We start from the raw sequence: 13,846 nt of genomic DNA on the forward strand, positions 1-13,846 counted from the left end.
ACCAAGAAAGGAATCTACTATGCAGTGGAAGAATATTGCGCAGAATTGGCCCGCGTTTGCCCCTCGCCTGATGACAAAATGGCCGGAACTTGAAGAAAATACGCTTTTGTCGATCGACGGAGATCAAGACAAGTTTGTCGATTACCTCAAGACGCGGACGGGCATGGATACCGTGACAGCACAAATGGAACTCGCCGATTGGATGATGGGCGCGGAACCAGCTGATGCTGTCATGGACAGCACGCGTGATAACGAGCAGATCAGCAACTCGGCGCAGGAGATGGCCGTTGGTGAAGATGCTCTTTCAGATGACAAGAAGTTTGGAGACGATGGCAAGGCTGAAAATCCGGTAGGTCGGGCCGCCTAAATCAAAGACGTCACCCAGAGGATGGTCGCATCCTCTGCTGAGATGGACACCACATTGTGTCCCATGGCAGCGTCGTAGTAGGCGCTGTCACCGCGTTTCATCTGCACTGGTTCATAGAACTCTGTGTAGAGGCAAATTTCGCCTGTCAGGACATACAGGAATTCCTCGCCGTCATGCCGAACCCAGCCGTCGAAATCATCCATCGTCCGGGCACGTACACGGGCTCGATAAGGCAACATCTTCTTTTGCTTCAGAGTTTCAGCTAGTAGGTCGTGTTCATAGGTCGTCGTGATCTTACGGGTCGCTTCATCACGGCGCGTCACGGTCATGCGGCCATTTACCTGCCCCTTAGATGGTGCCGTGAAGAGCTGAGGCACCGAGATTTCCAAACCTACTGCCAGCTTTTTCAATGCTTCATATGTCGGTGACATCTGTCCGTTTTCGATTTTGGAAAGTGTCGAGCGTGCAAGTCCCGCTTGTTTGGCCGCCTGTTCCAGCGTCCAATTCCGCGCCTTGCGCAGCTCTCTGACCCGCGCCCCAAGATCAAGAGGCTCTGCTGTCTCGGCTGCGCCGTTTTCGCGGGCAATGCGAATAAGTGATTTCGGGTCAGTATTGGTCATGCGGTTCTATATCGACACTCCCGTACGTCTTGCAACTGGCAGGTGTCATGGATAGCCGTTTGCAAATGGATAGATCGAAACACTTCAATATGGCCGACTACGTGCTGCGCGCTGGACGAGCGACACCAGACAAGCTTGCCCTCGAAGTTGTCGGTGTTGAGCCGAATTCGCTTACTTTTGCTGAACTTGAACGATCCATCCGCGGAGTTGCGACCGGGCTATTAGACCAAGGCATCGTTCCAGGTGATCGCGTTTTATTGCGCCTGTCGAACACGCCGCTTTTTCCAATCTGTTATCTGGCCGCAATCAGCGTGGGGCTGGTCCCCGTCCCGACCTCGCCCCAGCTGGTACAGGCTGAAGTGGAGAAGATTGCCAGTGTCATCGCGCCCGCACTTACAGTTGCAAGTCGAAACCTGCCTGTGTCCGATGGTCCTGTTCTGCTGGCGTCGGATATTGAGGCGATGCAAGCTCGGCCTGCGGCGAAATTTGACTTTGGTGATCCGGAACGCCCCGCGTATATCGTATTCACGTCAGGTACCGGCGGAATACCCCGTGCCGTGGTACATGCGCATCGCGCTGTGCTGGCCCGGCAGATGATGTTCGACGGGTGGTACGGGTTGCGCCCAGATGATCGCTTGTTACATGCTGGTGCGTTCAACTGGACCTACACAATGGGAACGGGATTGATTGACCCATGGACGATAGGTGCGACCTCTCTCATTCCGGCTTGCGATACGGGCTCGGATATGCTCCCAAGACTTTTGGCGCAACATAGCGCAACAATTTTTGCAGCAGCGCCAGGCGTTTACCGCAAAATGCTCAAGTCGGACTTTCCCGCGACGCCCTGTCTGCGTCACGGACTGTCGGCGGGGGAAAAGCTGCCAGACATCACGCGCGAAGATTGGTTGGCAAGAACCGGAACCGCGATATACGAAGCCTATGGCATGTCAGAATGTTCGACATTTATTTCGGGCTCACCTGCCCGTCCAGCACCTGTCGGTACCTTGGGATATCCGCAACCCGGTCGCAAAGTGAAGTTGGATGGAGATGGTACCATCGCAATTCATCGCACGGATCCTGGTCTGATGCTCGGCTATCTTGATGGCTCCGCTGCAACTGCTGCGCGGTTCAATGATGAATGGTTCCTGACCGGCGACATCGGGGCCATGACGCCGGACGGGGCGGTCCGGTACGAAGGGCGATCCGATGATTTGATGAACGCAGGCGGTCTTCGTGTCAGTCCGGTAGAAGTCGAAAATGCCCTGCATCTTTGTTCACCGGCGCAAGAATGGGCCTGCGCGGCTGTGCAGGTGAAACCGGACGTTTCTGTCATTGCGGCCTTTTACTCTGGCGCTGACATGATAGACGAAGAAGCACTCAGGGGCGATTTGTCAGCCCAACTTGCAGCTTACAAGATACCCCGGGTGTTTGTGCCGGTTCAGTCCCTACCACGTGGGGCGAATAATAAGCTGCTACGACGACAACTTCGCACCGCTTGGGAGGCCACGCATGGTAAAACTTGATATCATTTCAGACCCGATTTGCCCGTGGTGCTATATCGGGAAGGCCAATCTGGACAAAGCGCTGACGCAGTTTCCAGATCATCCCTTCACAATCGAATGGCATCCTTTCCAACTCAACCCGGATATGCCGGCTGAAGGCATGGACCGTCGCGCATACCTTGAGGGGAAATTCGGCGGCAAAGAGGGGGCTGCAAAAGCCTATGCGCCCGTTGTTTCCCACGCTGAACAGGCCGGATTGATAATCAATCTTGAAAAGATGACCCGTACGCCGAACACAATTGATGCCCATCGTCTGATCCATTGGGCCGGGATCGAGCAGCGTCAAAGCTTTGTCGTCGATTTGCTGTTCAAGGCATATTTTGTTGAAGGTCGTGACATCGGCGATGCAGAAGTTCTTGCAGATATCGCCGACACCGCGGAAATGGACGCATCGATGGTCAAGCGGTTGCTGGATACGGACAGCGACATTGAAGATATACGTAAGCGTGATGCGCACAGTCGCGAAATGGGCGTTCAATCTGTACCGACATTCGTGGTGGCCAACCAGCATGCTGTTCCGGGTGCGCAACCGCCAGAGATGTGGCTGAAAGTGATCGGCGACATTCAGGAGCAACTGGCAGCGTCCGAATGAACCGCGATACCATCGGCATTCTGTTTTCGACACTGTTTACGGTGATTGCGATTGGGACGATCTATTTCCGCTATGTCGAAGGCTGGTCCTGGCTGGACGCCTATTTCTTTACTGTCGTTACAATTTCGACTGTCGGCTACGGTAATGTTGTGCCTGTCACCGCTGCCGGCAAGATCGGAACGACAGTTCTCATCTTCGTTGGGCTTGGCATCTTCGCCGCCGCGATCCAGCAACTGAGCCACTTTACTGTTCACCGACGCAGTGAGATGCGCCGCCAAAGACGCGACCAGCGTAAGGATCAGGATGGTTCTGAATGAACCGTCCGACAAAGCGTCTATCGCAAGGTGAATTCATTGCGCTGATGGCCATGGTTGCGGCGACAGTTGCTTTTTCAATCGACTCAATGCTGCCCGCACTGCCGGAAATCGGGTCTGAACTGTCACCTAATGATTTGAACAAGGCGCAGCTCATTCTGACCAGCTTCGTTCTGGGCATGGGACTTGGCACTTTTTTCACAGGGCCTCTTTCCGATGCCTTCGGCAGGCGACCGGTCATGATTGGCGGTGCCGTCATCTATATCGGGGCCAGCGCGCTGGCGTGGAAGGCACAATCGCTCGAAATCATGTTGGCTGCGCGTGTACTTCAAGGTGTTGGTGCGGCGGGGCCAAGAGTTGTCGCCATGGCAATGATCCGCGATCTTTATGCCGGACCATCGATGGCGCGGATTCTCTCATTCACGATGATTATCTTTTCACTCGTGCCTGCGCTTGCCCCGACGATGGGTTATTACATCATAGCAGGCTATGGCTGGCGTGCAATTTTTGTTTCTTTCATGGTGTTTTCGGTTGCAGTTTCGGTTTGGTTGCTTGTGCGTCAACCCGAAACGCTGGCTATTGAAGATCGCCGTCCCTTGTCTGTTAGTGCGCTTGCGGCCGCGGTTGTCGAGATGTTTACCCACCACACCGCGCGACTGTCGATCTTCATCCAGACCCTGACCTTCGGCATGCTTTTCACTGTTCTGTCGTCGACACAGCAGGTATTCGACGTCACTTTTGGTCAGGGCGACGCGTTTCACCTCTGGTTCGGTGGCATCGCGATAGTCGCGGCCTCGTCTAGTCTGCTCAATTCGCAGATCGTCGGAATCTATGGGATGCGTGCGATCATCAAGGCGATGTTCGTGATCCAGATTGGCTTGACGATTGCCCTAATCCTTGTGGCGATGTCACCAGCCCCTTACTGGCTTGCGTTCGGAATGTATGTGTTTTGGGTCACAGGCAACTTCTTTCAGGCAGGCTTGTGTATTGGCAACCTCAATGCGCTTGGGATGGAGGAAATGGGTCACATCGCAGGGCTTGCTGCGTCAGTTTTAGCGTCATTCGCCACGGTCGGCGCAGTCATCATCGCGATTCCGGCAGGACTGATGTTTGATGGGACGCCGCTGCCAATGGCGGTGGTCGCGCTTATTTGCTGCATTCTTGCGTTATGGCTGACCACAAAAATTCGGCGGCCGAGCGACATTTAGTTTGTCGCTTTTCGTTCGTCCGCGAGTTTTTGCGCCAGATCCCGCGCGATATTAAATGCACCCTGAATTTTGTCGCGTTCTTTGGTCCAGTCACGCCGCACGACGATCTTGTTGTCCTTGACCTTGGCCTGACCATTTTGCGCATGAACGAATTCGACCAAACCTTTGGGCGAGGCAAATTTGTCGTTGTGGAACTGGATCGTCGCGCCCTTTGGACCGGCGTCAAGTTTCGCGATTCCTGCCTTCTTGCACATGGCCTTGATCCGTACGACCAACATGAGTGTGTTGACCTCTTTCGGGAGTTTTCCGAAGCGATCGATCAATTCGGCAGCAAAGCCTTCTAGTTCAACCTTCGTTGTCAGTTCTGATAGACGCCGGTAAAGACCAAGGCGCACATCCAAGTCCGGCACATATTCCTCGGGGATGAGAACCGGTACACCAAGATTGATTTGTGGCGCCCATTGTCCATCGTCGATAATGCCTTCGGCTTGACCCGACCGAATTGCTGCGATCTGGTCTTCGAGCATTTGTTGATAAAGTTCATAGCCGACTTCGCGCATCTGGCCGGATTGTTCTTCGCCCAAGAGGTTTCCCGCCCCGCGAATGTCGAGGTCTTGCGAAGCAAGCGTGAACCCTGCCCCAAGGCTGTCAATAGATCCGAGAACACGCAGACGTTTTTGTGCGGTGTCGGTCAGTTTCTGGCGTGGTTTCGTCGTTAGATACGCGTACGCGCGGGTTTTAGACCGGCCGACCCGTCCCCTGATCTGGTAGAGTTGCGATAGGCCGAACATGTCAGCGCGCCAAACGATCATCGTGTTTGCCGTCGGGATATCCAGACCACTTTCTACAATTGTCGTGGCAACAAGAACGTCATATTTGCCGTCGTAGAAGGCATTCATGCGATCATCAAGCTCACCTGCTGCCATCTGGCCTGTCGCGGTGATGTAGGTGACTTCTGGAACGTTGTCCTTAATCCATTCTTCCATTTCCGGCATATCTGAAATACGCGGGACGACCACAAACGATTGACCGCCACGGAAGTGTTCCCGCAGCAATGCCTCGCGGACGGTAATGGTGTCAAATTCACTGACGTAAGTGCGGATCGCGAGCCGGTCGATCGGTGGTGTGCCAATGATCGACAGATCGCGCACACCCGAAAGCGAGAGCTGCAGTGTTCGTGGGATTGGTGTCGCAGTTAATGTGAGGACATGCACATCTGTGCGTAATTGCTTGAGACGTTCCTTATGCTGAACGCCGAATTTCTGTTCCTCGTCGATCACCAAGAGACCGAGGTTTTTGAAACGTACGCCCTTCGCAAGCAGCGCATGTGTACCGACGACGATATCGACGGTGCCCTTGGTAATTCCGTCTCTGGTCAAGGTCGCTTCTTTCGCGCTAACAAAACGTGACAGTGGGCGGACATTGACCGGAAAGCCACGAAAGCGCTCCGCGAATGATTTGTAGTGCTGGCGGGCAAGCAACGTCGTGGGGGCGATTATCGCAACCTGAACTCCGGATAATGCCGCCACAAAGGCGGCGCGGATTGCGACCTCGGTTTTTCCGAAACCGACGTCGCCACAAATGAGCCGGTCCATCGGTTTACCCGAAGCAAGATCTTCCAAGACATCTTCGATCGCTTGAAGTTGGTCGTCCGTTTCCGCATAGGGAAAGCGAGCGAGGAATTGATCCCAAAGTCCGTCCGGCGGATCAAGGGCAGGTGCCGTTCGGAGCTCGCGTTCAGCCGCCACCCGGATCAATCGCTCCGCGATCTGGCGAATGCGCTCTTTCAGCTTCGCCTTTTTAGCCTGCCACGCCCCACCACCGAGCTTGTCGAGAAGTCCGGTTTCGTGCCCGAACTTGGACAAAAGTTCGATATTCTCGACCGGAAGATAGAGTTTCGATCCCTCTGCATATTCGAGAAGTAGGCACTCGTGTGCCGCGCCCAGTGCGGTGACGACTTCCATCCCCGTGAAGCGGCCGACCCCATGATCTACATGGACGACCAGATCGCCGGGTGACAGGCTGTTGGCTTCCGTCAGAAAATTTTCGGCCCGGCGCTTGCGCTTTGTTTGGCGGATCAGGCGGTCACCAAGGACATCCTGCTCTGAGATGACTGTGAGGCCATCCGCCTCGAATCCGGCGTCAAGGGCCCAGACGGCAAGATGGACACCCGAAGTCCCAACGCGGGAGAAATCGGTGACGGGGATAACTTCGCTGATCCCCTCATCTTCGATCAAGCCCGTCAGACGTTCCCGTGCGCCTTCAGAGTACGACGCGATGATGACAGGTCCAACTTCGAGTTTGGTCTGTATGTGGCTGACAAGGCTTCCGAAAAGGCTGATTGATTCCTGTTGGCGCTCGGGTGCGAAATTCCGACCTAACCGCGCGCCCGCATCAATGACACCGACGCCGGTGGCTTGCGCATTTGGCGAAAAGTGCATGACGCGGTGGCCTGCAACAGCGACCTCCCAAGCCGCATCGTCGAGATAAAGCAAATCAGGAGACGCCGGTTTGTAAACCGTATCCATGCGGTCTTTCTGTTTGAGCGCATGCATCCGGGTTTCATATTGATCCTTGATGCTGTCCCAGCGGGATAGCCGTGCCGGAGTTGTCTGATCGTCAAGAGTGATCGTGTGGTCCGGTAAATAATCGAACAGAGTCTCCAGATCGTCCTGAAAGAAGCCTAGCCAGTGTTCGACACCTGCGTGCTTGCGCCCTGCACTGACCGCTTCGTAAAGCGGATCATCAGTGCCAGCGGCTCCGAACGCGATCCGGTAGTTTTGGCGGAACCGGGTAATTGCGTTTTCATCCAGAATGACCTCGGACACAGGTGCCAGTTCGATTTCAGTGAGTTTCTCAGTTGTCCGCTGCGAGACAGGATCAAAGCGGCGCGCCCCGTCGAGCGTGTCGCCGAAGAGGTCGAGCCGGATCGGTCCGTCCTGCCCCGGCGGAAAAATATCGATGATGCCACCGCGGATGGCATAGTCTCCTGCCTCGACCACCGTCGGACTTTGAGTAAACCCCATGCGCACCAAAAACGCACGTAACGCATTTTCATCGATGCGGTGTCCGACTGTGGCTTTGAAGGCGGCTTCTTTCAGGAGAGATCGTGGTGGAACGCGCTGTGTCGCGGCGTTCAACGTCGTGAGGACGACATATCGCTCTGGCATACTGTGAACCAAAGCGGCTAATGTTGCCATCCGCGCCGCCGACACGTCAGCATTGGGAGAAACCCTGTCGTAGGGCAGGCAATCCCAACTTGGAAAAGAGAACACCGGCATGTCAGGCGCAAAGAACGCAAGCGCTGCCTGCATCGCGGCAAGCCGTTTGTCATCGCGTGCGACGTGCAAGACTGACCGACCGGACTTGTTAATTTCCTGCAGGATCAGCTTGGCATCAAAGCCTTCGGGCGCACCCGCGACAGTTACGTGTTTGGACATGCGCCGTGACCTACCCCGATGTGTGACGGTGTCAACCTATAGGCCGCGCACAACGTCGAGGTTCTGGTACATTCCATACATCGCGGTCAGGAAAATCGCGACCATTCCGATGGCCTGCGTAATTAGCCTGTGTTTGTTGAGCGCGGCATAAAGTGCTTCGCCCTGTGGCTGGGTCTCGGCGATTTTCCGGGCAGTCGCGAGTGATACCGCTCCGACGATCGACATCGGAAACGCAAGAAGGAAGATCGCTTGCGCCAGTTCCGCGTCATACCAAAACCCCATTGCTGCCAACGACGACAGAACGAAGCACAGCAATGCGATGATGATGATGCCTGCCGCCTGACTGATATGCAGCAATCGATTCACACAAACTCGAACCATGTCATGCAGATCCTGCTCGGCCTGCCCACCATGCCGCCGCGCGCGCTGGATCATGTCATAAGGCACGCCAAGCACATAGTGGCTTACCGAGGACCATACGACTGCAACCGCCATCCAGTACCACAGGGATGAAAACGAGCGCAGATCGATGACTTGAAAAAGGGCGCGGGACCAATCCACGAACGGGTTCTCTTTTGCAGTTGGCAGACGTTCGCTATCTAGCGTTCAAAGTCGCGGATGCCCAGACTTGTGAAGGCAGACGATCCATGCGACCAAACGTGTGTGACCAGAAAGGCCCTATCGCGCATGAAACCGACTGTTGCCCCCTACCCTGCAACCCGTTTGCGCCGCATGCGCAAAAGCCCTGCCATCCGCGCCCTCGCCCGGCAGAACACGCTTACGCCCGATGATCTGATCTGGCCGGTCTTTGTTATGCAAGGCAAGGACGATGAAACCCCTGTTGCGTCGATGCCGGGTATTACGCGCAAGACAGTCGATCGGGTCGTCAAGGCAGCGAAAGAAGCGCACGCGCTTGGGATACCTGCTATCTGCATCTTTCCCTACACCAGCATGGAACAGCGCACGGAAGATTGCGCGATGGCGTGGTCGCCCGACAACGTTAGCAATCAGGCAATCCGTGCGATCAAGGACGCAGTTCCTGAGATGGCGATCATGACCGACATCGCGCTTGATCCCTATAACATCAACGGGCACGACGGATTTGTCGAAAGTGGCGAGATCATGAACGACCGCACTGTTGAGGCGCTGGTCAAGATGGCGATCGCGCAGGCAGAGGCCGGGGCGGATATTTTGGGCCCTTCTGACATGATGGACGGGCGCATTGGGGCAATCCGCAGTGCCCTTGAAACGTCTGGCAACCAGAACGTGGCAATACTGAGTTATACAGCGAAATACGCATCCAGCTTTTATGGCCCATTCCGTGACGCGGTTGGCGCGTCTTCAGCGCTGACTGGTGACAAGAAAACCTACCAAATGGATCCCGGAAATTCGGACGAAGCCTTGCGGCTGGTCGAGCGGGATTTGCAGGAAGGTGCAGATATGGTGATGGTCAAACCGGGCATGCCCTATCTCGATATTTGTCGTCGGGTCAAAGACGCTTTTGGCGTGCCGACCTATGCTTACCAGGTCAGCGGAGAATACGCGATGATGATGGCCGCTGCGCAGAATGGCTGGCTTGACCAGGACAAGGTCATGCTTGAAAGCCTGCTCTGTTTCAAACGCGCCGGTTGTGATGGGATATTGACGTATTTTGCACCAGCGGCAGCGAAGCTGTTGCAAGCTTGATATTCCCAAGCTGAGCTTTAGTCAGCCAAATGCGCAGCGACGATGTGTTCATCTGCGCGGCTTTCCGCACCAAAACATGTTCTGCGTGACAGCCTGCCTCAAAGAGCATACTGTATTGGCAAAACAGGGCATAAGCCCGACACACGGCAGTATAGGCAGAACAATGACAGTATTCACCAGACGAAACCTCGTTCTTGGCGCGGCATCCATGCCACTGGTTGCATGTAGCAACGGCATTGGCGGACGCGGCGCGGCAGAAATCGATGCGCGTGTCGATTCAACGCTGCAGTTTCTCTACGAACGCTATCCTGGCACCGTAGACCTCAAGAACCGCGCGGCGGGCATGCTTATCATGCCCCTCATCACAGAAGTGGGACTTGGGCTTGGTGGTTCTTTCGGCACAGGCGCGCTAAAGATTGGTGCAAGCACGGTCGACTATTACAGCGCGGCATCAGGTTCCGCAGGTTTGCAAATCGGTGCTCAGCAGTTCAGTCACGTCTTGTTCTTCATGACCCAAGAAGCATTGCTTGAGTTCCGCACATCACCCGGTTGGTCTGCGGGGGCAGACCTTGAGTATGCTGTTTCTGATCAGGGGGAAGTCCTGCGTGCGGAAACCATTACGTCCTTGTCGCCGGTAATTGCCGTTGTCTTTGCGCAAACGGGTCTGCGCGTGGGGGCGACGCTTGAGGGCACCAAATACACACGGATTATTCCCTGATCGACATGACGGTTTGCGACGCATGATGTCGTGAACCGTCGTACCATTGCCCTTTTCCCTGCCATTCTGGCGAAAGGCTTGCGGGGGGATGTCATATGAAGACTACGACCAGAGTTGTCGTCATCGGCGGTGGTGTTGTTGGTTGTTCGGTCCTGTTTCATCTGACGAAGCTAGGCTGGTCAGACGTGTTACTGCTTGAAAGGGCTGAACTAACATCTGGTTCGACCTGGCACGCCGCCGGTGGATTTCACACCTTGAACGGCGATACGAACATGGCTGCTCTTCAGGGCTACACCATCAAGCTTTACCGCGAACTGGAAGAGATCACGGGCATGTCATGCGGTCTGCATCATGTGGGCGGCGTGACATTGGCTGACAATAAGGACCGATTTGACATGCTCGTGGCTGAACGGGCCAAGCATCGATACATAGGTCTTGAGACGAGCATAGTTACACCGGCAGAGATCGCAAAAATCGCACCGGTAACAAACATCGATGGAATTATCGGCGGTCTTTACGACCCGCTTGACGGGCATCTCGATCCGTCAGGAACAACCCATGCATACGCCAAGGCCGCGCGGATGGCCGGAGCTGAAATTCATCTTCATACCAAAGTAATAGAGACCAACCCTCGTCCAGATGGGTCCTGGGAGGTTGTGACAAACAAGGGTACGATCCACGCCGAACATGTCGTGAATGCCGCTGGACTTTGGGCGCGGGAAGTTGCCGCAATGGCTGGTGTCTATGCACCGCTCCACCCCATGGAGCACCAATATATCGTCACCGAGGACACGCCAGAGATCTACGATCGCGATACGGAACACCCACACGTTATGGACCCGGCCGGCGAAAGCTATCTTCGCCAAGAAGGGCGTGGATTGTGCATCGGATTTTACGAACAGCCATGCAAGCCTTGGGCAGTGCAAGGAACGCCTTGGGATTTCGGGCATGAGCTATTGCCTGATAACCTTGACAAGATTGAGGACTCGATCAGTTTTGCATTTAAACGGTTCCCTGTTCTTGAGCGCGCAGGGGTGAAATCGGTAATTCATGGCCCTTTCACGTTTGCGCCAGATGGCAATCCTCTCGTTGGTCCGGTGCCGGGACTGCGGAATTACTGGTCGGCGTGTGGCGTAATGGCTGGTTTCAGTCAGGGCGGAGGCGTTGGTTTGATGTTGTCCCAGTGGATGATTGAAGGGGAAACCGAGCGTGATGTGACGGCAATGGACGTCGCGCGATATGGTGATTGGATTACCTCGGGTTATACACGTCGAAAAGTTGTGGAGAATTACCAGCGACGGTTTTCAATCAGCTATCCCAATGAAGAATTGCCCGCGGCCCGTCCGCATCGCACAACGCCGATGTATGATATCTTTTCGCACCTTGGCGCGGTCTGGGGCCATCAATATGGTTTGGAGGTCCCAAATTACTTTGCGCAAAACGCAGAACCGAAGTTCGAAACGCCATCTTTCCGAAGATCAAATGCGTTCAATGCTGTCGGCCGCGAAGTGCGCGCCGTCAGGGAAGGTGTTGGTATCAACGAAGTGCATAACTTTGGCAAGTACCGCATTACAGGGCTTGAGGCGCGCGCGTGGTTGGACCGTCTGATGGCGGGCCGCCTGCCCCAGCCCGGTCGCATGTCACTCTCGCCGATGTTGTCGCCAAAAGGCCGGTTGCTTGGGGATTTTACGATTTCATGTCTTGACCCAAGTACCTTTCAACTCACCGCATCATACGGAGCGCAGGCAGTGCATATGCGGTGGCTGGAAAAGCATGCGAAGCCCAATATTTGTGTGGAAAATATCAGCAACCGTTTAACCGGATTTCAAATCGCTGGCCGGCAGGCAAAAACCCTGTTCGAGGCGCTTGAGAAGGACGATGAAGTGCCTTTACGGTTCATGGATGTACGCCGCATGACGATTTGCCAGATTGCGTGCACTGTGCAACGGGTCAGTTACACTGGCGATGTTGGCTATGAAATCTACTGTGATGCGATGGACCAACGAGGCCTGTGGATAAGTCTGTGGACGGCCGGACAAGCATTCGGCATCACCCCGTTTGGGATGCGGGCAATGATGTCCTTGCGGCTCGACAAGGGGTTTGGATCGTGGTTGTCGGAGTATTCGCCGGATTACACTGCCGCTGAAACCGGCTTCGACCGTTTCATCGCTTTTTCCAAAGACGTTGAATTCATTGGACGTGCAGCTGCCGAGGCACAACTTAAAATGCCCCCACCCCGTAAGCTCGCGACCTTCATCGTTGATACAGATGATGCGGATGTTGTTGGTTATGAACCGGTTTTCATCAATGATGAAGTTGTCGGGTTTTGTACTTCTGGCGGCTATTCTCATTTCGCCCAGAAATCCGTCGCTTATGCCTTTGTTCCGCGTGATCTTGCACACGAGGGCTTGCAGGTCGAGATTGAATTGCTTGGAAACCGTCGTTCTGCAACGCTTTTCACGTCCGCGCTATTTGATCCGGATGGGCATATCATGCGCAGCTAAGCGCTGCTAATGTCGGCGTATGACCCCGATCCTCATTCTTGCCGCGGGACAATCGTCCCGCATGCGCGGCGCGGATAAATTGCTCCAAGAAATCGATGGTGCGCCTTTGCTTGCGCATGTTGTCGCACGCGCGGCTGCGACGGGCCATCCGGTTTTTACGGCCATGCCGGGACCACAGCATCCACGTTATGCTGCGATGCGGGACTTGCCGACGGCCTGTTATGATATCCCTGACGCAGTCGAAGGCATGTCAGGCACATTGCGCGGCGCCGTCCGGCGTCTTCCGCCATGCGATGCATTCCTCTTGTTGCTGGCAGATCAGCCGGAAATCGAGACTCGCGATATGGAAGCGCTATTCGCAGCACGTACGTCGCAACCGGATAACCTCATTTGGCGCGGTGCTACTGTCGATGGGAAACCTGGTCATCCGATCTTGTTCGATGCCTCGCTTCGCCCCGAATTCACCCAGTTGAGCGGTGATTGCGGTGCGCAGGCCATTGTAAAAGCGCACAAGGAACGCACCGCATTGGTCCCCTTGCCGGGGAATCGCGCGCGGCTTGACCTTGATACACCTGAGGACTGGGCCGCGTGGCGCGCAGCGACAGGACGCGGTTGACTGCGTAACTAGGGGCTACGTACCGCGTGGGTTTTTCCTGTCAAAGTCAGGTCAACGGAGCCTGATTATTAATTGCAGCACTTTCTTGGAAAATACGTGTATTTCAACAAACAAGCAGGATTTATATCCGCTTGTTGGACAATCAGAACAACTGCCGCGTCATCAACGCATCGGATGTCGCCTCCAATTGGGAAAGATAGGTTAGTGCGCCAAACAACA

General features: G+C 55.0%; 12 protein-coding genes. 9 read left to right on the forward strand and 3 right to left on the reverse strand.

The window, feature by feature from the left end; genetic code table 11:
• Window positions 1-19 precede the first annotated feature (19 nt).
• Window positions 20-367 carry a CsbD family protein gene (locus tag BMY44_RS05195; protein WP_089991100.1) on the forward strand — a complete coding sequence of 116 codons (348 nt, stop codon included), beginning with the start codon at window positions 20-22 and terminating at the stop codon, window positions 365-367.
• Here BMY44_RS05195 and BMY44_RS05200 read toward each other — a convergent pair.
• Window positions 364-987 carry a helix-turn-helix domain-containing protein gene (locus BMY44_RS05200; RefSeq protein ID WP_089991103.1) on the reverse strand — a complete coding sequence of 208 codons (624 nt, stop codon included), beginning with the start codon at window positions 985-987 and terminating at the stop codon, window positions 364-366. The two genes, BMY44_RS05195 and BMY44_RS05200, sit on opposite strands and share 4 nt — an antisense overlap.
• A gap of 65 nt (window positions 988-1,052) precedes the next feature.
• Here BMY44_RS05200 and BMY44_RS05205 point away from each other — a divergent pair, with 65 nt between their 5' ends.
• From BMY44_RS05205 to BMY44_RS05220, 4 genes are read left to right on the forward strand one after another with little or no spacing between them, the layout of a single operon-like run.
• A complete protein-coding gene (locus BMY44_RS05205; protein ID WP_089991106.1) occupies window positions 1,053-2,510 on the forward strand; it encodes a class I adenylate-forming enzyme family protein in 1,458 nt (485 codons plus the stop codon).
• On the forward strand, window positions 2,497-3,141 hold the full coding sequence (locus BMY44_RS05210; protein WP_089991109.1) for a DsbA family oxidoreductase: 645 nt from the start codon (window positions 2,497-2,499) through the stop codon (window positions 3,139-3,141). Before BMY44_RS05205 ends, BMY44_RS05210 begins: the two co-directional genes overlap by 14 nt.
• Window positions 3,138-3,458: a potassium channel family protein gene (locus tag BMY44_RS05215; protein WP_089991111.1), complete on the forward strand. Its 321-nt coding sequence runs from the start codon at window positions 3,138-3,140 to the stop codon at window positions 3,456-3,458. The genes BMY44_RS05210 and BMY44_RS05215 overlap by 4 nt, the downstream gene beginning before the upstream one ends.
• The gene (locus tag BMY44_RS05220) at window positions 3,455-4,663 is read left to right on the forward strand and encodes a multidrug effflux MFS transporter (RefSeq protein WP_089991113.1); all 1,209 of its coding nucleotides are present in this window, start codon (window positions 3,455-3,457) and stop codon (window positions 4,661-4,663) included. The genes BMY44_RS05215 and BMY44_RS05220 overlap by 4 nt, the downstream gene beginning before the upstream one ends.
• Here the strand turns inward: BMY44_RS05220 and mfd are convergent.
• On the reverse strand, window positions 4,660-8,103 hold the full coding sequence (mfd, locus tag BMY44_RS05225) for a transcription-repair coupling factor (protein WP_089991116.1): 3,444 nt from the start codon (window positions 8,101-8,103) through the stop codon (window positions 4,660-4,662). The two genes, BMY44_RS05220 and mfd, sit on opposite strands and share 4 nt — an antisense overlap.
• A gap of 36 nt (window positions 8,104-8,139) precedes the next feature.
• Entirely contained in the window at window positions 8,140-8,664 is a 525-nt protein-coding gene (locus BMY44_RS05230) for a component of SufBCD complex (protein ID WP_089991119.1), read from the reverse strand.
• A 126-nt stretch (window positions 8,665-8,790) separates the two neighbouring features.
• Here BMY44_RS05230 and hemB point away from each other — a divergent pair, with 126 nt between their 5' ends.
• The 4 genes from hemB to BMY44_RS05250 all read left to right on the forward strand — a co-directional run bounded on the left by hemB (window position 8,791) and on the right by BMY44_RS05250 (window position 13,627).
• Window positions 8,791-9,789, forward strand: a complete 999-nt coding sequence (gene hemB, locus BMY44_RS05235) for a porphobilinogen synthase (RefSeq protein ID WP_089991121.1) — start codon at window positions 8,791-8,793, stop codon at window positions 9,787-9,789.
• 163 nt (window positions 9,790-9,952) lie between these two features.
• A complete protein-coding gene (locus BMY44_RS05240) occupies window positions 9,953-10,507 on the forward strand; it encodes a lipid-binding SYLF domain-containing protein (protein WP_089991124.1) in 555 nt (184 codons plus the stop codon).
• Between the two features lie 95 nt (window positions 10,508-10,602).
• A complete protein-coding gene (locus BMY44_RS05245) occupies window positions 10,603-13,011 on the forward strand; it encodes a GcvT family protein (protein ID WP_089991127.1) in 2,409 nt (802 codons plus the stop codon).
• Between the two features lie 19 nt (window positions 13,012-13,030).
• On the forward strand, window positions 13,031-13,627 hold the full coding sequence (locus tag BMY44_RS05250; protein ID WP_089991130.1) for a nucleotidyltransferase family protein: 597 nt from the start codon (window positions 13,031-13,033) through the stop codon (window positions 13,625-13,627).
• Window positions 13,628-13,846 lie beyond the last annotated feature (219 nt).

Source organism: Cognatiyoonia koreensis, assembly GCF_900109295.1.
Taxonomy (GTDB): Bacteria; Pseudomonadota; Alphaproteobacteria; order Rhodobacterales; family Rhodobacteraceae; genus Cognatiyoonia; species Cognatiyoonia koreensis.

What these genes read in the sequence shown, in the direction of transcription:
- BMY44_RS05195 (WP_089991100.1), top strand. Translation starts at nt 20, where the DNA reads ATGCAGTGGAAGAATATTGCGCAGAATTGGCCCGCGTTTGCCCCTCGC.
- BMY44_RS05200 (WP_089991103.1), bottom strand. Translation starts at nt 987, where the DNA reads ATGACCAATACTGACCCGAAATCACTTATTCGCATTGCCCGCGAAAAC.
- BMY44_RS05205 (WP_089991106.1), top strand. Translation starts at nt 1,053, where the DNA reads ATGGATAGATCGAAACACTTCAATATGGCCGACTACGTGCTGCGCGCT.
- BMY44_RS05210 (WP_089991109.1), top strand. Translation starts at nt 2,497, where the DNA reads ATGGTAAAACTTGATATCATTTCAGACCCGATTTGCCCGTGGTGCTAT.
- BMY44_RS05215 (WP_089991111.1), top strand. Translation starts at nt 3,138, where the DNA reads ATGAACCGCGATACCATCGGCATTCTGTTTTCGACACTGTTTACGGTG.
- BMY44_RS05220 (WP_089991113.1), top strand. Translation starts at nt 3,455, where the DNA reads ATGAACCGTCCGACAAAGCGTCTATCGCAAGGTGAATTCATTGCGCTG.
- mfd (WP_089991116.1), bottom strand. Translation starts at nt 8,103, where the DNA reads ATGTCCAAACACGTAACTGTCGCGGGTGCGCCCGAAGGCTTTGATGCC.
- hemB (WP_089991121.1), top strand. Translation starts at nt 8,791, where the DNA reads ATGAAACCGACTGTTGCCCCCTACCCTGCAACCCGTTTGCGCCGCATG.
- BMY44_RS05240 (WP_089991124.1), top strand. Translation starts at nt 9,953, where the DNA reads ATGACAGTATTCACCAGACGAAACCTCGTTCTTGGCGCGGCATCCATG.
- BMY44_RS05245 (WP_089991127.1), top strand. Translation starts at nt 10,603, where the DNA reads ATGAAGACTACGACCAGAGTTGTCGTCATCGGCGGTGGTGTTGTTGGT.
- BMY44_RS05250 (WP_089991130.1), top strand. Translation starts at nt 13,031, where the DNA reads ATGACCCCGATCCTCATTCTTGCCGCGGGACAATCGTCCCGCATGCGC.